Raw genomic sequence first — 23,119 nt, 5'->3', positions numbered from 1 at the left:
CCTGCCGGCCGCGCGCGGTCGCCGCTCAGGTCGTCGAGCCCGACGCCTTGGTGGCCAGTGCGGAGAGGTTCTTGAACAGCGTTTCGAAGAACCCCTTGATCTGGTCGTTGCCGACCGCAATCAGGACGCCAGCGATGACGGCAGCCAGCAGCCCGTACTCGAGCGCGGTGACGCCGTCTTCTTCCTTCAGGAATTTGCGGATCGATGCGTTCATGACCAATGTCTCCCTCTACCTGTCTGCGGATGCAGTACACCTGCGTTGGGCGGTGGCCCGGCTCCGCCGGGATCGTCCGTGGGCCTCCGCGCGTCCTGGCGGAGGAGGCACGGCGGGACTGGCCCGCTGTGCTCAAGCAGGGTGATCGTTTCCAGGCGGGACATCGGCCGCACGGTCGCGACCGGACGGCCCGGGGCCGGTGGTCGAGGCATCCAGTGATGCGTGCGTGGTCATGCTGTCCCCCTGGGTGCGGCCAGATCAGGTGGCCGGATCACCGTAATGTCGACTTTGCCTGAATGGCGGTTGGCTGCAACCGGAACCTATATGCAAATTCGGCAGAAACCCCGGAAGCCTGAAAATTTCAGATGGTTTCTGTGACGAAAATCCGTTCGCACGCAAAACGATTCATTGTCGTGCAGATAATGTGATTCGCTTTGTGGTCCATGCGAAAACCGTGCCAGCCGCTCCGACATTTTCTTCACTTGTGTATCCATTTTCATCATGCCGGGCCGCGGGTTTACCTTTGCCGATTATTGGGCATACTCGCATTCAAGCTCTTGCATTGATTTGTACGATCGCATCGACGCCGGCGCCGCCGGCGTGGCAACGGAAATGGATTCTGGATCGTTGCGCGCCCTGTCAGGCAGTGGGGGCCGCAACGGATGGCGGATCAACGGGGGGACAACACTGTCATGGTCGATGGTGGGGTAGAGGACAGCGACGACAGCGGCCTTCGGTCCATAGACCTGGCCACGCTGAGCGGCGTGCTTCGCGTCTGTGATGTCGAACTGCTGCTGCTGGATGGCAACGGGCCACGGGCGGCGTTCGCTTCGCGCGTGCACGAGGAAGCCCTGTTCTGCAGCATCAGCTGCGGCTTCCATTGCCGTGGCCGTTTCATGCTGCCGCCGGACTGGGCGATGCTGGGGTACCTGCACGCCACCGATGAAACGATGAGCTGGTGCCACGGCGTGCCGCTCGCGCCGGGCATGGCGCTGACGATCATGCCGGAGGGCATCAGTGAGTTCACCCTGAGCCCGGGCACGCACATGACCCTGATGCTGGTGCCGGTGGCCCGCGTCCAGCGCAAGCTGACCGAACTGAGCCTGCGCAGCACGCCACCTGCTGGCCAGGCACTTTCGCTGTTCAACCTGGCCAGCGACGCCACGCCGCTGGCGCGCCATTACCAGCAGCTGCACCTGCAGCTGGGACAGGGGGCAGGGCTGCAGCCGGATGAAACCGAGAACCTGCTGCATGAGCATGTGCAGGCCCTGCTGGGCGCCGGTGCGGCGGATCGCCCGGGCTGCACCCGTGCGCGGCGCACGCATTATCTGATCGCGCAGCGTGCAGAGAACTTCATGCGGCTCAACCTGCGTCGCAACATCTACATGAACGAGATCTGCGATGCCGCCGGCGTCAGCGAGCGCGGCCTGCGCTATGCGTTCGAGGACCTGTTTGGAACCTCGCCGAACCGCTACCTCTCCATGCTGCGCCTGTGCGCGGCCTGCCGCAGCCTGTCGATGGCAGACTCCAGCCGTCGCTCGGTGAAGGCGATCGCCCTGAGCTGCGGGCTGTGGGACCTGTCGCGCTTCGCTGACAACTACCGCAAGGTATTCGGCGAACTGCCGCGCGACACCCTGATGCGCGCACCCGCGCAGATCGGCCAACCGGCCTGATCCAGGCCCGGCAAGGGTTTTTGCGGTGTTTATGCCGGAATTGCGTATCCGCTTGCCGATCGTGTTGCCGCTTATGCATAGCCGGCTGCCGATTCCGGCCGTGGATTTGCCGGAATGCGCGATTGCCGTGCCGGATTGAAGTGCACCGCCCTCGTTGCAACCGCTGAAATGTCAGTCACCTGCCTAGCGGCAAGTCCACTGACATTCCAGTTGTTCGCCTACGGGGGAAATGCTCATGAACCGCATCTACCGGCGTGTATGGAACCGCCAGCTCAATGCTCTGGTTGTGGCCTCGGAACTGGCCACCGGCGACAGCGGCGGCAGCGCCGCACGCGATCCGCGCGCCTTCCTGCTGATGCCCACGGGCCTGACGCTGGCACTGCTGTGTGCGCTGGCCAGCGGTCACGCTGGGGCCTCGGAAACCAATCAATCGCTGCGTGACCTGCAAGCACTCGCGGCAAAGTATGCGCAGCCGATGCCGGTCAAGGTTGACGCGGAGGTGGCCCTGGCTGCCGCCGCGCGGCAGGCGCAGAACAGCCCCGCAATCAGTGCGGATGCTCGTCTGGGCCTGCAGTTGAATACCACGTCGCTGCCGCTGGTACCTGACGTGTTGCCGGCCACCGTGCAGGTGAAGCTGGCAGCTAACACCGTGCCGAAGCAAGTGGCCGTGCCGGCGCTGGCGGCTGATGTCCGCGCCAATGTTGGGGTGGGCAACGCTGCGGCCAGGGCGGCACAGGTGGATGCATCGCTGGCTGCGCACGTTGCGCCCGGCGCCCAGGCGCCGCTGGGCGTCGCTGCCGATGCGCGCGCCAGGGCCAAGGTCGGCATCGCTGGCCGCCAGGTCGCTTCGATCGATACGGGTGCCCGGGCGGCCGCCGGCCTCAGCGGTGCAGCCGCCGGATCACTGCCTGGGCTGAAAGCCACCGTCGACGGCAAGGCCGACACGCATCTGGCGGTCGCTGGCCATCACATCGAAGGGCAGGGCCAGGCCCGGGCGACGGCGGCAGTCACGCTGCCGGCCAAGGAGGAGCTGCCGGGTGAAACCCATGATCGTGCCATCAGCGCCGCGTTCGATGCCGGCGTCGCCGGCAAGGTGCGCGTGCAGGCGCCGGACGGCCAGGAGGTAGTGGCCGATCGCAACCTGAAGCTGGCCGGACAGGCGACCGTCGCGGCGCAGCACAGCGCACTGGGCGTCGGCAACCTGGTGGGTGGTGCGGTGGGTGCTGTCGGTGGGACGCTTCACAGTGCCGCGGGTGCAGTTGGTAGCGCGGTGGGTGGCGCGCTGAACGGTACAGTCGGCACGGTTGGCGGCGCAGTGGGAGGCACGCTCAACAACACGGTAGGCGCAGTCGGCGGCGCAGTGGACGGTGCTCTGAACGGCACTGTCGGTACCGTTGGAAGTGCAGTGGGCGGCGCACTGAACGGCACCGCCGGCCAGGTCGGCAGCGCCGTGGGCGGCACGCTCAACAACACGGTTGGCGCAGTCGGTGGCGCAGTTGGTGGTGCTCTGAACGGCACAGTCGGCCAGGTTGGCGGCGCCGTGGACGGTGCTCTGAACGGCACTGTCGGTACCGTTGGAAGTGCAGTGGGCGGCGCACTGAACGGCACCGCCGGCCAGGTCGGCAGCGCCGTGGGCGGCACGCTCAACAACACGGTTGGCGCAGTCGGTGGCGCAGTTGGTGGTGCTCTGAACGGCACAGTCGGCCAGGTTGGCGGCGCCGTGGACGGTGCTCTGAACGGCACTGTCGGTACCGTTGGAAGTGCAGTGGGCGGCGCACTGAACGGCACCGTCGGCCAGGTCGGCGGCGCCGTGGGCGGCATTCTCAACGGCACCACCGGCAGCCCCACCGGCGACCTGGGCGGCGTGCTGGGCAGTGTCGGAAGCGCGGTGGGCAACCTGCTCAACGGCAATCTCAATGGCACCGTCGGCAACCTGGGCAGCGCCGTGGGTGGCCTGGTGGGAGGCACGCTGGGCAGCCTCGGCCTGACCCAACCCTCGGCGATTCCGCCAACCAGCCCGAAGGCGCCCGCGCCGGCCGATCCGAATGCTGGCCTGATCATCGGCACCGGTGGCCTGGTCGGCAATGTCGGCCAGCTGATCGGGCCGACCACCACCAGCCTGTTCGGCGGCAACGGCTACCTGAGCAACGGCAATCTCAAGCTCAGCAACGCCAACGTCATGCAGACCTATTCGACGGTCAATGTGCTGGGCCTGCCGGTAGTCAACCTGTCGCCGGTCGGCAGCACGCTCAATGGCCTGGGCGGCGCAGCCACGGGCGGCAGCTCGCACCTGACCCTGATCGGTGGCGTGACTTCTGACAGTTACATCTACAACATCAACAACGGCAATCCCGGTGGCCTGCTGGGCCTCCTTCTGCCAACCGACTCGCCGGCGTGGGCGGCCAAGTGCCTGGACATCGCGCTGGCCGATATTTCCTGCTGGGCGGTCAACGCGGCACAGGACTACCAGGTGTTGATGGGCGATGGCGCCTTCGCCAACGGGTCCAAGGAAGTGGTGATCGGTGCCAATGCACGCCATGAACTGCCGAAGGTCGATGCCAATGTCGCCTTCCCCGGCGATGGCGTCAACGATCCCAGCAATCCGACCGGCGTGCCGACGGCCGACTATGCCGCCCGCATGGGCCACTCGGTCGTCGTCGGTGACAGTGCCGTGGGCACCGCCAACGGACAGACCCTGCTGGGTGCCGAAGCCACTTCGAACCAGGCCAACTCGGTCGCGCTGGGTTACCGCTCCGCTGCACTGCGCGGCGCTCAGGCCAGCTACAGCGCGTACGGCCTCACCGCACCCCAGGTCTCGGCCGGCGAAGTGTCGGTGGGCACGGCCGGTGGCGGCGAGCGCCAGATCACCAACCTTGCCGCGGGCAGCGCCAATACCGATGCTGTCAACGTGGCCCAGCTGAAGGGCGCCATCAGTCTGATCGACGATGTGGCCTCCGCAGCGGTCACCTATGACCTGGACGGCTCGGGCAACCCGAACTATCGCCGGGTCACGCTCGGCGCAGGCACCGGCACCACCACCATCGGCAATCTTGCCGCCGGCGCGGTCACCGCCGGTAGCCTGGAGGCGGTCAACGGCGGCCAGCTGGCGGCTACCAACAGTGCCATCGCCAGTTTCTTCGGTGGTCGTGCGGCTTTCGATCCGGCCAGCGGCATCTTTACTGCACCGTTGTTCGAGATCAGCACGATCTCCACTGGTGGTGCCATCGCCAAGGGCCTGTATGAGAATGCCACCGATGCCTTCGCCGCAGTCGATGGCTCGCTGGTCAACCTCAATACGCAGATCACCGACATCCGCAACGGTGGCACCAAGTACCTGCGGGTGAACTCGACCGGTACCGAGGCGCTGGCCACCGGCGCCGACTCGATCGCGGTCGGTACCAACGCCCGCGCCACTGCCGCCAACAGTATCGCGGTGGGTGCCGGCAGCCTGGCTGACCGTGCCAACAGCGTGTCCATCGGTGCGGCCGGTGCCGAGCGCCAGGTCACCAACATGGCAGCCGGTACTGCTGCGACCGACGCGGTCAATGTTGGCCAGCTGCAGGCATCGGAACAGGGCGCGCTGCGCTATGACCTCAACGCCGACGGCAGTGTCAACTACGCCAGCGCCACGCTGGGCCAGACCGGCACGGCAACCACGCTGCGCAACCTTGGCCCGGGCCAGGTCAGTGCCACCAGCAGTGAGGCCATCAATGGTGCCCAGCTGTTTGCCGCCAACCAGGCGGTAGCCACCCATCTGGGCGGTGGTGCCGCGGTCGATGCCAACGGCGTACTGACCGCACCGACCTACTCGATCAACAACGTCGCCGCCAACGGCACCGTGACCAAGGGCAGCTACAACGATGTTGGCACCGCGTTCGATGCAGTCAGCAACTCGCTGGCCAACGTTGCCGACCAGACCGGCGAGATCGACAAGCTGGCCGTGAAGTACGACGTCGATGGCAGTGGCAACGTGCTCAACAGCGTGACCCTGACGGGTACCGGCACCGGCGCGGTGAAGATCACCAACGTCGCCGCCGGCAGCATCCTGGCTGGCAGCAGTGATGCCATCACCGGCGACCAGCTGTTCAGCACGAACAGCACCATCGCCACCTACTTCGGCGGCACCACCGCCTACAACGGCACCACCAACGTGTGGACCGCGCCGACGTTCAGCATCTCCAGCATCGCCACCGATGGCACCTTCACCAGCGGCGACTACAACAACGTCACCGCCGCCTTCACCGCTGTCGACGGCTCGCTGAAGGTCCTAAACCAGCGCATCACCAATGGCGGTGGTGGCAGTGCGTACCTGGCGGTCAACTCAACGGCGGCCGCAGCCACCGCGGCTGGTGCGGAAGCGGTGGCGGTCGGCCCGCAGGCCAGCGCAGCCGGTGCGAACAGCGTGGCGGTCGGCAACGGTGCCAGCAGCAGTGCCGGCAACAGCGTGGCGCTGGGTGCCGGTTCGGTCGCCAGCGTCGGTGCACAGAGCGGCTACACCGGCGCCTACGGGCAGACCGGTGCCAGCAATTCGGCCGGTGAGGTCTCGGTCGGCAGCAGTGGCAGCGAACGCAAGATCACCCACGTAGCCGATGGCTCGGACACCTATGACGCGACCAATGTCGGCCAACTGAAGAACGGCGTGAACTACGCCATCGACGAGTCGAAGAAGTACACCGACCAGAAGATCCAGAACATCACCAACGTGGCGGGCAGCTTCCGCGCCAACAACACCAACAACCTGGCCGATCCGTCCGCCAGCGGCGCCAACTCGGCCGCCGGCGGCGCAGGCTCCACCGCCGCCGGTGCCAACTCGACCGCGCTGGGCAATGGTTCGCAGGCGCAGGCCGACAACTCGGTGGCATTGGGTGCGGGTTCGGTCGCGAACCGGGCCAACACGGTCTCTGTCGGTGCCGCCGGTGCCGAACGCCAGGTGGTCAACGTGGCAGACGGCTCGCAGGCCACCGATGCGGTCAACGTGCGCCAGCTGCAGGCTTCGCAGCAGGGCACGATCCGCTACGACACCACGGTGAACGGCGCGACCAACTACAACAGTGTCACCCTGGGCAGCACCAGCAGCGGCCCGACCACGGTCCGCAACGTTGCCGCCGGCACCGCCGGTACCGACGCGGTCAATGTGGACCAGTTGAAGTCGGGCATGGCGCAGACCCTGGACTGGTCCAAGGCCTACACCGACGAGCGCATGGGCGGCTTCGAGCGCGACCTGCGCAAGACCGACAATCGTGCTTCGGCCGGTATCGCTTCGGCGATGGCCACCGCAGCGCTGCCGCAGCCGAGCGAGGCGGGCCGCAGCATGGCCTCGATCGCCGCCGGCAGCTACAACGGCGAATCGGGCGTGGCGGTCGGTATCTCCGGTGTCTCCGAAGGCGGCCGCTGGATCTACAAGTTCAGCGGTTCGACCAACAGCCGTGGCGAGGCCGGTGTGGCCGTCGGTGCCGGCATCCAGTGGTGATCACCGCCGCCGGGCCGCACCCGCGGCCCGGCATCGCGGAAACGTCTACAGGGGGAACGACATGAAACAGCATCGCATCGCCCGCGCCGGCCACTATGCCGCCACGCTGGGCCTGATCCTGGGGATGGGCCTGCTGGCCGCCTGCCGCAGCCATGCGCCGTCCGCCGACGGTCCTGCCGAAGCCACCGCCGTGCACTTCCCGGAGGCCTCCAGGGCCTCGCTGAAGGAAGGCATCTATCCCGACGTCGCCGACCTGCGCCGCTTCGCGCCGGGCATGAGCAAGCGGCAGCTGTACACGCTGCTGGGCACGCCGCACTTCAATGAAGGCATGTGGGGCGTGCGCGAGTGGAACTACCTGTTCAACTTCCGCACCGCGCAGGGCGCGGAGTACTTCACCTGCCAGTTCCAGGTGCGCTTCGACAGCAAGGGCATCGCGCAGGGCGGTTATTGGAAGCCGGAGTCGTGCGCGGCCGTGCTCGAACCGCCGCGGCCACCAGCGCCGCTGGCACCGGCACCGCTGCCGGAGCAGCCCCTGCGGCTGTCGGCCGACGCGCTGTTCGGATTCGACAGCGCGGTACTCAGCGCCGAAGGCCAGCAGGCGGTGCAGGGCATCCTGGCGCAGGTACGCGAGGCCGCGCAGGTGCAGTCGATCAAGGTAACCGGCTACACCGACCGCATTGGCAGCGCCAGCTACAACCAGGCACTGTCGCAGCGCCGCGCCGATGCCGTGCGCAACGCCCTGGTGCAGGGGGGCGTGCCTGCAGCCAGCATCAGTGCCGAAGGACGCGGTGCGGCCGAGCCGATCGTGCAGTGCGAGCAGCGCAACCGGCGCGAGCTGATTGCCTGCCTGGCGCCGAACCGGCGCGTGCAGATCGCCGGGATGGCACAGCCACGTTGACCTTCCTGCGCCGGGGCGATGCCCCGGCATCCCGAGTCCCCCCTGACCGCCGGCAGGCGTGGCAACGTCTCCCCCGTCGTCCACGCCTGCCTGCGGCTCAGGTTTCCAAACGGTGCACGCGATGAATGCCCAATCCCTGCCCCTCTCCATGAAGACGGAAGCTACGCTCAGCGTGTATGGCCAGCTCGGCAACCATGCCGTGGTGCGCATCCCCGGGCGGCGCCTGCCGGGCCTGATCCTGCAGGCCGATACCGTGGCCGGGTTCCTGGCCCAGCTGCAGGAAGCCCAGGCCTGCCTGCGCAGTGGCCGCGCACAGCGCACCGATGCCGAGCTGGACATGCTGATCGACGTGCTGCAGCAGTGGTATGCACTGATCGAATCGCGCCTGGCCGACGCCGGCGAGGCCCTCTAGCAAAAAAAGGGACGGAGGGGATTAAGTCGTTTCCGGCACAACCGGGGCATATGCGACTTAATCCCCTCCGTCCCCTTTTTTCAAGCGTGGGCGCGGATCAACCAACAGGCGGCATCCACGCGAACGCGGTCACCTTCGATGAACGGCGCGAATGCGGCCACTGCTTTTTCGCGAAGCACTGCGGCGCGGGCTTCCGGCATCGATCGCAGGGCCAGTCCCAACGGTCCCAGGTGACCGACATAGGTCGGCAGGTCTTCGCGGGCGAGCGAACAGGGCAGGTCCACCGCAACCACTTCCACGTCATTCCAGCCGGCGGCCTGCAACAGGCGCTGCACGCGCTCGCCATCGGCAAAAGCGAACTGTCCCGGTGCGCCGGGTACGCGGGGCGGAAGATCCAGTTCATCGCCAATGGCGCGCTCGGCGGTGGTCATGAACGGATTCTCCCCGGCACTGCGCCACGCGATGAAGCGCAGCCCAGCGCCCGGTGTCGTGGCACGATGCAGGTTGGCGAACGCGGCCTGGCTGTCCTCGAAGAACATGACGCCCAGCCGCGACTGGATCCAGTCGAAGTGCGCGGGCGGCAGCGGATGGCGCTGCGCGTCTGCCACGATGAAGTCCGCATCCAGTCCTGCCGCCTTGGCGCGCTGATGGGCCAGCGCCAGCATCGGCGCGGAGATGTCCAGGCCGGTGCAATGTGCCGCGGGACGCGCTGCGGCCGCGGCCAGCAGGCTGGCGCCGGTGCCGCAGCCGATGTCGAGCAGTTCGGTAGCGGTCTCAGGAAGTTCGGTGACCAGCAGGTCAGCCATCGGCTGGAACAGGCCGTCAAGAACAGCCTGTTGCGCAACCCACGCCTGGCCGCCAGGGCCGTTCCACAGGGCGTTCTGATCAATGGGAGATGTGCTTGCCATGGCCTTGCCTCGCCGGGTAGTTGCCCATAGCTTGGTGCTTGAAGGTCACTTGAGGTCAAGCCCGTGCGCGAACTGGATATCGGCGAGGTGGTCAAGCGCAGTGGCGTGCCGGCCTCGACCCTGCGCTACTACGAACAGCTGGGGTTGCTGCAGGCGCTGGGGCGCCGCGGCCTGCGCCGGCAGTACGACGCGCAGGTGCTGGAACGGCTGGCGCTGATCGGCCTGGGCCAGGCGGCCGGGCTGTCGCTGCAGCAGATCGGTGCATCGCTGCCGTCGCAGCAGGGGTGCATCTCACTCGACCGCGAGGCGCTGCTGGCACAAGCCGAGGTGCTGCAGCGGCAGATCACCCGGTTGCAGCGGGTGCGCCGGCACCTGCAGCGCGCAGCGGCCTGCCCGGAAGCGCAGGACGCGCGGCAGTGCGGTTCATTCCGCAAGCTGCTGCGGGCACAGCAGCGCATGACGGGTGGGTGAGAGAAGCGCATCCACGCATGGCGTGGATCTACTGCACCACGAACTCGGTAGATCCACGCCATGCGTGGATGAATCAATCGCGGGTACTGACTTCCCACGTGGCATGCAGCACGCCCGGCACCTGCTCCATCCGTGCCAGCACCACGTCCAGTTCATCGGCACTCACGGCCGTACTGACCAGCACCGCGATCACATCGGTAGGCGCGTCGGCATGCTCGACCACCTGCACATCGCCCACCGGATACTGCGCCGCTTCCAGCGCATCGACCAGGCGCTCGCGCACCCGCGGCACGGCGTCGGCATCCACGCTCAGGCGCACCTCGTAGGTGGCTTCGGTCGCTGCCTCGTTGATCGGAATGCGGTTGATGGCATTCACCAACGGCCGCAGCAGGGTGTTGCCGGCGATGATCAACACGGTCAGCAGCACGCCCTCGGCCAGCATGTCCGCGCCGGTGCAGCTGCCGACCGCTGCAGAGCACCACAGGGTGGCGGCGGTGTTCAGGCCACGCACGTTCATGCCTTCCTTCATGATCACGCCGGCGCCGAGGAAGCCGACACCGGAGACCACGTAGGAGATCACCCGCACCGCCTCGGCGCTGCCGGCGATGCGCATGCCGAGGTCGACGAAGGCGGCGGCGCCGACCGCCACCAGCACATTGGTGCGCAGGCCGGCGGTGCGTTGCCGGTACTGGCGCTCGGCACCGATCAACGTACCCAGCACGAAGGCGGCCAGCAGGCTGACCACGGTGTCGGCGAAGGGACCTGCCTGGAAAGTCTCAATGAAGCGCATGGCCGGAGTCTACCCGGTCGAGGTGACAGTAGATCCACGCCATGCGTGGATTTCGAAAGTGCCAGAAGCGACTTAATCCCCTCCGTCCCCTTTTTGCGGGGTCAGTCGGTGTCGTCGACGCGCTCGCCCATCAGTTCGCGCTGGCGCTTGTCCAGCTCCTCGGCGTAGCGCTTGCGTACGAAGGCTTCGGACACTACGCCCAGCACCTGGCCGTCGGCGCCGACCACGGCCAGTTCATCGGCCTGGGTCTGGTCGAAGCGCTGCATCACGCTGACCACGTCCGCGGACGGCGAAAGCGACACGTCACGGTTCTCGGCCAGCTCGCCAATCGCCGTCTCCGGTTTCACGCCGTCGCTGTAGACGCGCGGAATCTGCACGATGCCGGCGTAGTGGCCCTCGCTGTCGATCAGGATCACCCGGCTGCCCGAGCCCAGCGGGAAGCGCTGTCGGAACGCCTCGGCGTCAAGGTCGGACGGGGCGGTGGCCACGCCCTTGCGCATCAGTCGCCCGGCGTTGAGGTTCTGTACCCAGCCCACGTCGCGGGCACTCTTGATGGTCTCCCCGCGCAGGTGCATGCGCCAGGTCGAGAACGAATAACCAAACCACTGCCGTACCAGCGTGCTGGACACCAGCACCGCACTCATCACCACGCTGGTCAGCAGGAAGTCGTGGGTGCCTTCAAGTACCAGCATGGCCATGGTCATCGGCGCGCCGACCACGGCTGCGGCCAGCGCCGCCATGCCGGCCAGCGCGGCGGAGGTGGCGTCGACCACCGGCACGCCGGTGGCCATGGCCAGCAGGCCGGCGAACAGCGCGCCGACCAGGGTGCCCATGAACAGCGAGGCGAAGAACAGGCCGCCACGGAAGCCGAAGCCCAGCGAGATGCCCGAGGCCAGGCACTTCAGGGTCAACAGGCCGCCGATCCAGATCAGCGGCAGGTGCGTGGTCAGGTCCAGATGCAGCGCGCCGTGGCCGGACGACAGCACCTGCGGGCTGGCCAGGGCCAGCGGTATCAGCAGCAGTCCACCGACCACCGGCCGACCCCAGGCAGGCAGCGGGCTGCGCTTGACCGTGCCCTCGATCGAGGCGATCAGCCGCATGATGGCAATGCCGACCATCGCGCAGCAGCAGCCGAGCAGGCCGTAGATGGCGTAGTCGGCGGCGCGCACGTCGATGGTCGAAGCGGCAGGCAGCAGGTAGGCCTCGATGCCAGCCTGGTCGGCCACGAACGCGCCGGCCAGTGCAGCCACTGCCACCGGTGCCAGTGCGGCCGGCGTGTAGGCACCGATGACGATCTCGAAGGCGTAGAAGGCACCAGCCAAGGGCGCACCGAAGGCGGCGGCGATGGCGCCGGCGGCACCGGCGCCGACCAGGATGCGCACGTCATTGCGGCGCAGGCGCATCACCCGGCCCAGCTGCGAACCACTGCCGGCGCCCATCTGCGTATACGAAGCCTCCAGACCCACCGAGGCGCCGCAGCCATTGGACAGCAGGGTCTGGGTCAGCACGATCAGGTTGTCGCGCATCGACATGCGGCCGCCATGCAGGGCATTGGCTTCCACCGCATCGAGCAGGGGCCGCTTGAGCCGGGTCGCGGCCAGGCTGACCAGGCCGACCAGCAGGCCACCCAGCGGCAGCACCAGCAGCGCGGTCCATGTCAGCGAGGGCAGGGAGCTCAGGCGCATACCGTCGTCCAGCCCATACAGCGTGCCCTGCAGCCAGCGCGCGATGCCCGACTGCAGCAGGGTCAGGTAGCCGGCGATCAAGCCGACCAGCAACGCCAGCGCGATGAACCACAGGTCGCTGCCACGCAGGCGCAGGCGCAGGCCCTGGAAGGCCAGATGCAGGCGCGATGGCGAAACAGGCAGTGACATGGTGGCGGCATGATACGCCGCCACCGTGAGCGCCACCGTCACCGCATCGGGTGGCTACCGCCTCAGAAGCGGTAGCGGCCCTGCACGTAGAACGTGCGCGGCGCGGCCACCATGCGGCCGGCGTTGCCATCAACGTTGCGGGTGTACCAGCGCTTGTCGGCCAGGTTGTTCACGCCCAGCGCAATCTCGCTGTCGCCCAGGCCCGGCACCTGCCAGGCCACCTGCGCGTTCCACAGGCGCACGCCCGGCACGCGGCCCACGCGCGCGTCGGCGGTTTCTTCCCAGGTGTTGGCGGCATCGGAGAACTGGCCGCTCTGGTGGGTGCTGGAGACATTGAAGGTCCAGCCGGCCAGCGCGTAGCGGGCGCCGACGCTGTCGGTGTCGCGCGAGTAGAACGGCACGTCCAGGCCACGGTTGTCGCCCGACTGCTGGATCGCCTTGGTCCAGGTGTAGTTGGCGTACAGCTCCAACCCGGCCAGCGCACTGTCCTCGGCGAAGTGGTACTCCAGTGCACTCTCCACGCCCTTGTGGTCGGTGGCGCCGATGTTCTGGAAGGTCGGCGGGGTGATTCCCGGCACCTGCAGGATCTGGTTGTCGAAGCGCATCTTGAACACGGTCACTTCCGCGCGCAGGGCGCCGTCCTGCCAGCGCGCGCCCAGCTCGGTGGTCCTGGCGATTTCCGGGTTCAGCGGGTTGTTGGCCGTCTGCGAATTGAGCTGGATGTTCTGCACCGGCCCGAACGAGGTGGTGTAGTTGCCGAACACGGTCAGCTGCGGGGTCAGCAGGTAGGCGATGTTGAGCGAGGGCAAGGCCTTGTCGTTGCGGCTGCTGAAGGTTGCCGCGCCACCGGCCTGGCGGCGGTCCATGTCGATCCATTCCATGCGCACGCCCGGAGTGATCCGCCATTGGCCGATCGCGATGCGGTCGTCGATGTAGAACGCATGCGCATCGGTGGCGTTGTCGAAGCGGGTGGTGGCGCTGGCCACGCCGGTGCGGCGGGTGACGGTGTAGCTGCGGTCGTTGCCGCGCTCGCGCAGGAAGCGATAGCCCGCGGTGATGTCATGCACGCTGCTGCCCCAGTGCAGGCGCTGGGTGTAACGCGGCTCGATGCCGAGCACGCGGTAGTCGCGCGGCTGCACGGTCAGCTGGGTATTGGCGGCGTTGATCAGCGAGCTGGCTCGGCTGCTTTCGTTGTAATAGGCCAGTACCTCGAACTCGCTGTTGGCCGACAGCGTGTTGGTGTAGCCCAGGTCGACGCCGGTGCGGTGGCCCTTCCAGAAATCGGTGGGGCGGGTGTTCTGGAACGGATCGGCCTCGTACTGGGTGCGGGTCAGGCCGCCCGGGGTCAGCGAGCGCACATCGTAGTAGGACAGCTTGGCGCGCAGTTCCTGCTGCGCATCGATGGCGTAGGCGAACTTCAGCGCGAGATCATTGAAGCGGTCATCGCTGCCCCGGCGCCAGCCGCGACCATCCTGGCCGGAGTACAGCAGGGCCGCGCCCAGGCCATTGTCGCCGGTACCGCCGAGGAAGGCGTTGTACTGGGTGCTGTCACCGCCGCCACGGTCGTAGGCGGTGTAGCGCATGCCGGCTTCGCCGTGCAGACCGGCCTTGGTGGGAATGGAGCGGGTGCTGAAGTTGATGATGCCGCCCACGTTCTGCGGCCCGTAGCGCACCGCGCCGCCGCCGCGCACCACGTCGATCGACTCGATGTTGGGCAGGCTGGTCGGCGCGAACGACAGCTGTGGCTGGCCATACGGCGCCACCGCCAGCGGCACGCCGTCCAACAGTACGGTCGAGCGCGGCGAGTAGCGCCCGGTGAGGCCGCGCACGCCGATGTTCAGCGACACCGAACTGCCCGCTGTGCCGGAGTTGTCGGTGACCTGCACGCCGGGGATGTGGCGCATCGCATCGCCGAGGCTGGCCGCGCCGCTGGCCTCGATGCGCTGGCGGTCGACCACGGTGCGCGCGCCGGCGAAGCTCTTCACGCTGTCATGCAGGCCGGTGCCCAGCCAGCTGCCCGAGACCTGGATGCTGTCCAGCGTGGTGGTGCCGTCCTGGGCGAAGGCGGTGACGGCCGGGAGCAGGCACAGGGTAAGGGCGGCGGCCAGCGGCAGGCGGGCCGGTTGCAGGGCAGGGATGGGCATCGGTGCGGGCTGTGGAAGGCGGTAAATGAGAATTATTGCTGATTCCATTCGCCAATGGAATGCGCCGCCGGTTCACGCTGTTCCCCCAGTGGTAGAGTGGGGGATTGCTTCCTGACTCGCTGAGATCTGCCATGTCCCAAGCCGCCTTCTACCCCGTCGGAACCCCTGGCCAGCCGTGGGGAGCGGCGGAACGGGAGACGTGGCGTGGCCGCCAGCAGCGCCTGCGTCGCTATGATGAGGAAGTGCTGCCGCGCATCGAGGCGCTGGCCCCGCGCTTCGACAAGGTGGCCTATGGCCAGCTCGACTACGCTGGCGAGACCTACACCCTGTTCGCCCTGCGCAGCCGCGATTGGAACCCGGCGCTGCCGGCTGCCCTGGTTACCGGTGGCGTGCACGGTTATGAGACCAGCGGCGTGATGGGCGCGCTGGAATTCCTCGAAAAGCACGCCGCCGACTACGCCGGCAAGGCCAATCTGCTGGTGGCACCCTGCGTGAATCCGTGGGGCTTCGAGCGCATCAACCGCTGGAACTTCGATGCGATCGACCCGAACCGCAATTTTCGTGTCGACGGCCCGGCCCGCGAGTCGACCGCGTTGATCGAGCTGATCGCACCGATCAAGGGTCAGTTCGTGCTGCACATCGACCTGCACGAGACCACCGACAGCGACGAGAGCGAGTTCCGCCCGGCGTTGGCCGCGCGTGACGGCAAGCCGTTCGAACCGGGCCTGATCCCCGATGGCTTCTACCTGGTGGATGACAGCGAGAACCCGCAGCCGGCCTTCCAGCAGGCGGTGATCGCCGCGGTGGAGAAGGTCACCCACATCGCGCCGGCTGACGACAAGGGCGAGATCATCGGTTCGCCGCTGGTGGCCCACGGCGTGATCGAATATCCGCTGGTGAAGCTGGGACTGTGCGCGGGCATCACCGGTGCGAAGTTCACCACCACCACCGAGGTCTACCCGGACAGCTCCCGGGCGACCCCGCAGCAGTGCAACGACGCGCAGGTGGCCGCGGTGTGCGCGGCACTGGATTACGCGCTCGCCCATCGTTGACCGGTAGTGCCGGCCGCTGGCCGGCAACTCGTATCACCCCAACGCGTCGGCCCACCACAGTGCGGCCGGTCCCGGCGGCGCGTCGCGGCGCCAGAGCAGGTCGCTGTGGATGCGCCGCGGCCAGCCGGGCAGCGTCAGTTCCACCAGTCGCCCGCGATCATAACGCTGCACCAGTGCCCGCGGCAGCTCGGCCCAGCCGATGCCGTCCTCGGCCATCTCCATCACCATCAGATAGTCGGTGGCGGTCCAGGCCAGGCCGGTGACGATGTGGGATTGATCGACCTCCGCACTCAATCGCACCTGCCGGTGCCGCGCCAGCTGTGCGGCGCTGCGACGGCCGGCGCTGGCCAGTGGGTGCTCGCGCGCCACGTACACCGACAGTTCGCTGTGATGGGCCAACGGCCGGGCCATCAGGCCATCCGGATAGCTTTCCTGTTGCGGCAGCAGGCCCAGCGCGGCGCGGCCGCTGCCGACCAGCTCCAGCACGTCATCGCCTTCGGCATCCAGCCATTCCAGTTCGATCTCCGGGAATGCTTCGGCAAAGCGCTGCAGCACGCGCTGCTCCGGATCGAGCTGGTACACGTCGGAGAACACCACGGTCAGCCGCGCTTCGACCGGCGCGGCCAGGCGCACACTCAACTGCTGCAGGCGGGCATCGGCGGCGAGGATTTCCTGGGCATGGCCGAGCACCTGGCGCCCGGCCTCGGTCAACCGGGGGTAGCGCCCGCTGCGGTCGAACAGGCTCACCCCCAGGTCGGCCTCCAGATGGGCAATGGCGGTACTGACCGTTGACTGGGTCTTGCGCAGGCGGCGCGCCGCCGCCGAGAACGAGCCCAGCGCGGCGGCTTCCACGAAGGCCTGCAGGGATTCAGGGGAATAGGGCATTGATCCATCGCTCCTGTCGATGGGATCTATTTTGATACCACCGTAAAAGGCGATGATACTGGCCGTCGTCGCCCCTGTCTGCGGGGCGTTCCGGACCCTCCACGCATGCCGTGGACCCATTGAGGAGGCGGCGCGGTCCCCGCCCTGCAAGGAGCTTCACATGTCCCGTACTGTTCCCGCCCGTGGCGCGCTGGCCGCCTGGGCCTGCCTGACCGTGGCGATCATCGCCGAGGTGGTCGGCACCTCGTTCATGGCCCATGCCGCCCGCGACGGCGGCTGGAGCGGCTACCTGATCATGGCCGGCGCGTTGGCGCTGTCCTACTTCTTCCTGGCGCAGTCGGTGCGCCGCATTGCTGTGGGCGTGGCCTACGCGGTGTGGGAAGGCCTTGGCCTGACCCTGCTGACCGTGGTCGGCCTCACTGTGTTCGGCGAGAGCCTGTCGCTGCAGCAGCTGGCCGGCCTGTTGCTGGCCGTGGCCGGCATCGTCTGCGTCACCCTCGGGGAGGCGCACTGATGAATACCCTGGCCCTGTTTTTCGTGATCTGCTCGGCGCTGACCGACGTCGCCGCCAACATGATGGTGGCCAAGTCGGAAGGTTTCCGTCGTTGGCGCTGGGGCGTCGGTGCGATCGTCCTGGTCTGGATCGCCTTCGCCCTGCTGGGCCAGGCCGTACGCTACATGGATCTGGCCACGGCCTATGCGATGTGGGGGGCGATCGGCGTGATCGGCACCGCCACCTGCGGCCGCCTGTTGTTCGGTAACCGCCTGCGGCCGATCGGCTGGGTTGGCATCGCCCTGGTCACGGCGGCGGTACTGCTGCTCAGCACCGCCAAGTAGCAGCACGCCCGGTCGCGAGCGGGGCGGCGATGATGCAGCGATTTGCGAAGTCGCCCGCGCTCATCGACACTGCGGTTTTCCACATGGAGTGCCCGCATGTTCAGCCACATCACCGTAGGAACGAACGACATGGATGCCGCGCGTCGCTTCTACGACGCCCTGTTCGCTGCGATGGCCGCGCGTGCGGGCGTATTCGACGAGAAGGGACGGCTGCTGTACTTCAAGGATGGACGGATGTTCGGTGTAACCGCGCCGATCGATGGGCAGCCAGCGTGCCATGCCAACGGTGGCACCATCGGTTTCAGTCTGGGCAGTGCAGAGGCTGTGCGTGCCTGGCAGGAAGCTGGAGTGGCTCACGGTGGTACCGCCATCGAAGATCCGCCCGGCGTCCGCAACATGTCCGGTCGGCAGGTGTTCCTGGCCTATCTGCGTGACCCGGATGGCAACAAGCTGTGTGCGGTGCATGTAATGTCGTGATCGGACAGGATGCGCGTGGCCGCGCCGCAGGCGGTACGCGCGGCCCGCGCAAGCAAGGGTGCGTCGCAGCGCGCGCGTGATACCACGGAATGAGCGGAAGGGCCTGCGACCACAGGCCGCAACTTCATGCTCTGTCCACTGCGGTTCAGCCAGAATCGGTCGGCTAACCCTTTGATCTACCGGAGAACGCCGCCCCATGGAAGTACTGGAGCCGCAACAATCCCCGGTGCGCACCCTTCGGCCTGTGTTCGCCTTCGCGGCGATCGTTGTCGTGGCGTTCGCGCTGTTCGTCAGCCTGTTCCCGCTCGGCGCGGGCCGCCTTCTGCTCAAGGCACAGGACTGGGCCGCCCTCAACGTCGGCTGGTACTACCTGCTGGCCATGACCCTGTACCTGGTGTTCGTGGTGGGCGTGGCGCTGTCCAAGTACGGTGGCATCAAGCTGGGTGCCGACCATGACGAGCCGGAGTTCAGTTACCTCTCATGGGCCGGCATGCTGTTCGCCGCCGGCATCAGCATCACCCTGTTCTTCTTCTGCGTATCCGAACCGCTGACCCACTACCTGCAGCCGCCGCAGGGCGATCCGGCCGCAGGCGAGGCTGGCGCGCGCCAGGCCATGCAGCTGCTGTTCCTGCACTGGGGCCTGCACGGCTGGGGCGTGTTCGCGCTGGCGGCGATGGCGATGGCCTACTTCGCCTATCGCCACAACCTGCCACTGGCCCTGCGCTCGGCGCTGTACCCGCTGATCGGCAAGCGCATCAATGGCCCGATCGGCTACACCGTGGATGCGCTGGGCATCGTCGCCACCGTATTCGGCATCGGTGCCGACATGGGCTTCGGTGTGCTGCACCTCAATGCCGGCCTCTCGCACCTGTTCGACATTCCGCACTCCAACCTGGTGCAGATCATCCTGGTGGTCAGCATGATGGGCGCGGCCGTGGCCGTGGCCGTGTCCGGCGTCGAGAAGGGCGTGCGCTGGATGGCCAACATCAACATGCTGCTGGCGATCGCGCTGGTGCTGTTCATGCTGTTTGCCGGCCCGACGCAGTACCTGTTCAGTACCTTGATGCAGAACCTGGGCGACTACCTGGGCAGCGTGGTCGGCAAGAGTTTCGATGTGTACGCCTATGGCGGCCGACCGGAATGGCTGGGCGGCTGGACGGTGTTCTACTGGGCCTGGTGGATCGGCTGGGCACCGTTCGTCGGCCTGTTCATCGCGCGCATCTCACGTGGCCGCACCATCCGCGAATTCGTGTTCGGGGTGCTGCTGATCCCGCTCGGCTTCACCCTGGCCTGGCTGTCGATCTTCGGCAACAGCGCGCTGGACCAGGTGCTCCACCACGGCCAGCAGCAACTGGCGCAGCTGGCGGTGGATGACCCACCGACCGTGTTGTATGCACTGCTGGATGGCTACCCGTGGAGCCGCACGGTGATCGCGGTGACGGTGCTGGTGAGCTTCATCTTCTTCGTGACCTCCGCTGATTCGGGGGCGGTGGTGTTGTCCACGCTGTCGTCGCATGGTGGATCACCCGAAGACGATGGTCCGCGCTGGCTGCGCGTGTTCTGGGGCACAGTGATTGCGGTGCTGACCGCAGGGTTGTTGCTGGCCGGCAGCATCGATGCATTGAAATCGGCGGTGGTGCTGGCATCGCTGCCGTTCTCGGCGATCCTGCTGCTGATGATGTGGGGCCTGACCCGCGCGTTCAGTGACGAGTCGCACCGCAAGCGCGCGCTGCAGTACCGGCCGTCGCCGTTGATCGGAGACGATCGCCATCATCAGGGCTGGCGCCAGCGCCTGAGCCAGGCCATGCACTTCCCGGTGCGCGACCAGGTCTACCGCTTCATGGATGACACCGTGAAGCCGGCGATGGAGGCGGTGGCCGAACAGCTGCGCGGGCAGGGTTGGGATGTATCCACCCGCTTCGAGGCCGGCGACATGGAGCTGACGGTGAACCACGGCGAGCAGCAGGACTTCCTGTACCGGGTGATCCTGAGCGGCTACCTGACCCCGTCGTTTGCCGCCCAGCAGCTGCGCAACCAGCGCTACTACCGCGCCGAGGTGCATCTGTTCGAAGGCAGCCAGGACTACGACCTGGTGGGCTACAGCCGCAAGCAGATCATCAACGACATCATCAGCCAGTACGAACGGCACCTGCAGTTCCTGCACCTGAGCCGGTGATGGTAGTGCCGGCCGCTGGCCGGCAACGCGAACGGGGCGGCGCACCATCGCCGCCCCGTTGGCGCATCAGAACCGATAGCGCGCACCCAGCGAGACGAACTGTCCGCGCAGGTTGTACTGGCTGATGTCGAAGCCGTTGGAACCGCCAGCCGGATCGAACGGCGGATCCTTGTCGGTCAGGTTCAGCACCGACAGCGACAGCGTGGTATTCGGAATTCCCTCGTACGCCACGTAAAGGTCCAGCTGGTGATACGGCTTGACGCGGTCACGCAGCCCCGGATTGCTGGTCGCCGTCGCCACGCGCTGGTCGTAGCCGCTCACGTACTGCAGGCTCAGCGTGCTGCTCCAGTCGCCCACCGCCCAGTTCAATGAGGTGGTGCCGCGCGTACGCGGCAGTGCGCCGTGGCGGTTGTTGCCGGCGCCGTCATACGGTGCCTGGCCGGCCACCAGCGGCTGCTTGAAGCTGAGCAGGTGGGTCCAGCTGCCGGCCACGGTGAAGTTGCCCCAGCCGTCGGTGCGGAAGGTGCGGCTGGCATCCAGGTCCAGGCCGGAGGTGGTCAGTTCGCCCTGGTTGGCGTACTGGTTGGTGATGAACTGGATGCGTCCCTGCGCGTCACGCTGCACGCGGCCCGGGAACAGCGTCGGGTTGTCGACGATGAACTGCGCGCTGTCCGGCTTGACCAGGTTGTCCTGCTCGATGCGGTACCAGTCCAGGCCGATGCTGGTATCGGCATCCGGCGACCACACCGCGCCCACGTTGAAGTTGCGCGAGCGCTCGGCCTTCAGGTCGGGGTTGCCGGTACGGATGTTGGTGACGCCACGGCTGCCGCCGGGTTGCAGCGGATCCAGCGGATCGATCACCGAGCCGTAGCTGACGGTCTGGCCCGGCGCGATTTCCGGCAGCGACGGTGCACGGAAGCCGCGCGAGAACGAGCCGCGCAGCAGCAGGCTGTCCAGTGGCTGCCAGCGCAGCGCCACCTTCGGCGAGAACGCCTTGCCGAAGTCGTCGTAGTGGTCGCCACGGCCGGCCACCTGCAGTTCCAGGGTGCGGTGCAGCGGCACGCTCAGCTCGGCGTAGGCAGCACTGACCTGGCGCTCGCCGTTCACCACGTTGATCGCCGGGCGCAGTTCGGTGCCCGACAGCACCTGCGCGCTGGTGCGCGCATCCAATGATTCCTTGCGGAACTCAGCGCCCCAGGCGAAGCCGACTGCACCGGCCGGCAGCTCCCACAGCGAGGTCGAGGCCTTCAGGTTCAACGAGTGCAGCTTGTACCAGCCTGGCCGCTTGGTCTGCAGGCGCAGTGCATCCAGCGCGCCCGGCGTGGCGGACGGGTTGAGGAAGTTGTAGCTGCCGTCGCGGAGGATCTGCTCGAACGCATAGCGGTTGACGAAGTTGTCGACGTATTCGCGCTGCGCACTCTGCGAGGTCAGCGCCGCGACTTCCCAGTCCCAGCGTTCGCCGCTGCCGCGCACGCCCGCCAGGGCACGGTAGAACACCTGCGTGTTGTCCTTCAGGCGCGGGCCGAGATCGAAGAAGGTGTACTCGAACGGCAGCGGCGTGCTGCCCGGGTTGTTCGGGTGGCCGACCGGCAGCACCGCCGGCACGTCAATCAGCGTGCCGGTGGCCGGGTTGTACGCGCGCAGGCCGGGGCCGACGGTCAGCGGCGCGCTGAAGATCTGGTCGGCCTTGTTGTGGCTGTACAGCACATCGGCGAAGGCCTCGACGCTGTCATTGAAGCGGTAGGTTGCACTCAACGAGGCCTGCAGGCGCTCGGCGCCGGGTTGCAGGGTCTTGAACGGCTGCGCATTGAAGGCGCAGGCCTGGCCGGGCAGGGTACTGCCGAAGTCGCTGTACGGGCGCAGCTGGCTGCCCTCGGGGCAGTTGGCGAACGGCTGCGGCGCGCGCGGGTTGGACAGCCAGTTGCCACCGGCGGTGGACCAGCCGGCCAGGCGTCCGCCGGGCTTGTCGCGGAAATCGCCGCTGCGGGTATAGGCGCGCTGGTCGGCGTCGAGGCGATCACGCTTGAGCAGGTCCAAGCCGAACAGCACGTTCCAGCCCTGCTGCTCCAGTTCGCCGAAGCCGGCCAACAGGTTGGCCTTGCGTTCGTTCAAGCCGCCTTGGGTGGCGGTACCGAAGCCGCCACCGACGTCCACGCCCTGGAAGTTCCTGCGCAGGATGATGTTGATGACCCCGGCGATGGCATCGGAACCGTACACCGCCGAGGCGCCGTCCTTGAGCACTTCGATGCGCTCGACGGCGCTGATCGGCAACGCGTTTAGGTCGACGAAAGTGTCCTGGGTATTGAGTGCGAAGCCGAAGTTGGACACGCGGTAGCCGTTGACCAGCACCAGCGTGTTCTTCGGTGACAGGCCACGCAGGCCGATCGAGGCAGAGCCGGCGGCGAAGCTGCCGGTGTACTGCTCGTCGAAGCTGTTGCCGGCATTGGCCGACAGGTTGCGCAGTACGTCGGTGAGGGTGGAGCGGCCGGTCTGCTCGATCTGTTCACGGCTGACGATCTGCACCGGGTTCGGCCCGGCGGTATCGCTGCGCTTGATGTTGGAACCGGTCACCAGCACGGTGCCGAGGGTGGTGCTGTCCTTGCCGGCATCGGCGGTTTCAGCGGCGCCGGCAGCGCCGGCGGTGAGGCCGAGCGCGATCGCGCCGGCAAGCAGGTTCAGGGTGGTGCGGTACATGGAAGCGGCAACGCCGAACGGGGGAGGAGCCGTCAGTACCGCATGCAGGTACTTGCGCCTTCCAATGACGAAAGCGCATTCAGTTATACATCACAGGTTCTTAACGACCGGAACAGGCAGCGGCGGACCGTATCCGGGCGCCGC

General features: G+C 67.3%; 17 protein-coding genes. 10 read left to right on the top strand and 7 right to left on the bottom strand.

Annotation, left to right across the window (positions count from 1 at the left end):
* Positions 1–25 precede the first annotated feature (25 nt).
* Positions 26–214, bottom strand: coding sequence for a Flp family type IVb pilin (locus tag PEM_RS09995; protein ID WP_005416979.1), 189 nt, complete (start codon positions 212–214; stop codon positions 26–28).
* Positions 215–906: 692 nt separating this feature from the next.
* On the opposite strand from PEM_RS09995, the gene PEM_RS09990 reads away from it, so the two are divergent.
* The 4 genes from PEM_RS09990 (at position 907) to PEM_RS09975 (ending at position 8,667) form a co-directional block, all read left to right on the top strand.
* Positions 907–1,887: a helix-turn-helix domain-containing protein gene (locus tag PEM_RS09990; protein WP_069138320.1), complete on the top strand. Its 981-nt coding sequence runs from the start codon at positions 907–909 to the stop codon at positions 1,885–1,887.
* 235 nt (positions 1,888–2,122) lie between these two features.
* Positions 2,123–7,357 (top strand): YadA-like family protein, encoded by a 5,235-nt coding sequence (locus PEM_RS09985; RefSeq protein WP_119706099.1) that lies wholly within the window; start codon positions 2,123–2,125, stop codon positions 7,355–7,357.
* 61 nt (positions 7,358–7,418) lie between these two features.
* Positions 7,419–8,255: an OmpA family protein gene (locus PEM_RS09980; protein WP_111127989.1), complete on the top strand. Its 837-nt coding sequence runs from the start codon at positions 7,419–7,421 to the stop codon at positions 8,253–8,255.
* 121 nt (positions 8,256–8,376) lie between these two features.
* A complete protein-coding gene (locus tag PEM_RS09975; protein WP_111127991.1) occupies positions 8,377–8,667 on the top strand; it encodes a hypothetical protein in 291 nt (96 codons plus the stop codon).
* Positions 8,668–8,747: 80 nt separating this feature from the next.
* Here the strand turns inward: PEM_RS09975 and PEM_RS09970 are convergent, their stop codons facing one another.
* Positions 8,748–9,575: a class I SAM-dependent methyltransferase gene (locus PEM_RS09970; protein ID WP_111127992.1), complete on the bottom strand. Its 828-nt coding sequence runs from the start codon at positions 9,573–9,575 to the stop codon at positions 8,748–8,750.
* Between the two features lie 63 nt (positions 9,576–9,638).
* Here PEM_RS09970 and PEM_RS09965 point away from each other — a divergent pair, with 63 nt between their 5' ends.
* Positions 9,639–10,046 carry a MerR family transcriptional regulator gene (locus tag PEM_RS09965; protein WP_111127994.1) on the top strand — a complete coding sequence of 136 codons (408 nt, stop codon included), beginning with the start codon at positions 9,639–9,641 and terminating at the stop codon, positions 10,044–10,046.
* Between the two features lie 73 nt (positions 10,047–10,119).
* Here PEM_RS09965 and PEM_RS09960 read toward each other — a convergent pair whose 3' ends face one another.
* From PEM_RS09960 to PEM_RS09950, 3 genes are all read right to left on the bottom strand, one after another.
* Complete coding sequence (locus tag PEM_RS09960; protein ID WP_005416969.1) at positions 10,120–10,836, bottom strand: MgtC/SapB family protein; 717 nt, start codon at positions 10,834–10,836, stop codon at positions 10,120–10,122.
* A gap of 101 nt (positions 10,837–10,937) precedes the next feature.
* Positions 10,938–12,710, bottom strand: a complete 1,773-nt coding sequence (locus tag PEM_RS09955; protein WP_194441940.1) for a chloride channel protein — start codon at positions 12,708–12,710, stop codon at positions 10,938–10,940.
* Between the two features lie 62 nt (positions 12,711–12,772).
* On the bottom strand, positions 12,773–14,854 hold the full coding sequence (locus PEM_RS09950) for a TonB-dependent siderophore receptor (RefSeq protein WP_111127997.1): 2,082 nt from the start codon (positions 14,852–14,854) through the stop codon (positions 12,773–12,775).
* Between the two features lie 131 nt (positions 14,855–14,985).
* Here PEM_RS09950 and PEM_RS09945 point away from each other — a divergent pair, with 131 nt between their 5' ends.
* Entirely contained in the window at positions 14,986–15,906 is a 921-nt protein-coding gene (locus PEM_RS09945) for a M14 family metallocarboxypeptidase (RefSeq protein ID WP_111127998.1), read from the top strand.
* 33 nt (positions 15,907–15,939) lie between these two features.
* On the opposite strand, the gene PEM_RS09940 is transcribed toward PEM_RS09945, so the two are convergent.
* Positions 15,940–16,791, bottom strand: a complete 852-nt coding sequence (locus tag PEM_RS09940) for a LysR family transcriptional regulator (RefSeq protein ID WP_005416961.1) — start codon at positions 16,789–16,791, stop codon at positions 15,940–15,942.
* A gap of 160 nt (positions 16,792–16,951) precedes the next feature.
* On the opposite strand from PEM_RS09940, the gene PEM_RS09935 reads away from it, so the two are divergent.
* The 4 genes from PEM_RS09935 (at position 16,952) to betT (ending at position 20,281) form a co-directional block, all read left to right on the top strand.
* Positions 16,952–17,305, top strand: a complete 354-nt coding sequence (locus PEM_RS09935; protein WP_069138326.1) for an SMR family transporter — start codon at positions 16,952–16,954, stop codon at positions 17,303–17,305.
* Complete coding sequence (locus PEM_RS09930) at positions 17,305–17,628, top strand: SMR family transporter (protein ID WP_111128000.1); 324 nt, start codon at positions 17,305–17,307, stop codon at positions 17,626–17,628. The genes PEM_RS09935 and PEM_RS09930 overlap by 1 nt, the downstream gene beginning before the upstream one ends.
* 96 nt (positions 17,629–17,724) lie before the next feature.
* Positions 17,725–18,105, top strand: coding sequence for a VOC family protein (locus PEM_RS09925; RefSeq protein WP_021204273.1), 381 nt, complete (start codon positions 17,725–17,727; stop codon positions 18,103–18,105).
* 196 nt (positions 18,106–18,301) lie between these two features.
* On the top strand, positions 18,302–20,281 hold the full coding sequence (betT, locus tag PEM_RS09920) for a choline BCCT transporter BetT (RefSeq protein WP_005416952.1): 1,980 nt from the start codon (positions 18,302–18,304) through the stop codon (positions 20,279–20,281).
* A gap of 66 nt (positions 20,282–20,347) precedes the next feature.
* Here the strand turns inward: betT and PEM_RS09915 are convergent, their stop codons facing one another.
* Entirely contained in the window at positions 20,348–22,975 is a 2,628-nt protein-coding gene (locus PEM_RS09915) for a TonB-dependent receptor (RefSeq protein WP_111128001.1), read from the bottom strand.
* Between the last annotated feature and the right edge of the window lie 144 nt (positions 22,976–23,119).

It is taken from the genome of Stenotrophomonas sp. Pemsol (assembly GCF_003586545.1).
Classification (GTDB): domain Bacteria; phylum Pseudomonadota; class Gammaproteobacteria; order Xanthomonadales; family Xanthomonadaceae; genus Stenotrophomonas; species Stenotrophomonas sepilia.
The sequence above is the reverse complement of the archived record's forward strand: the minus strand, read 5'-3'. Positions and strand labels throughout refer to the sequence as shown.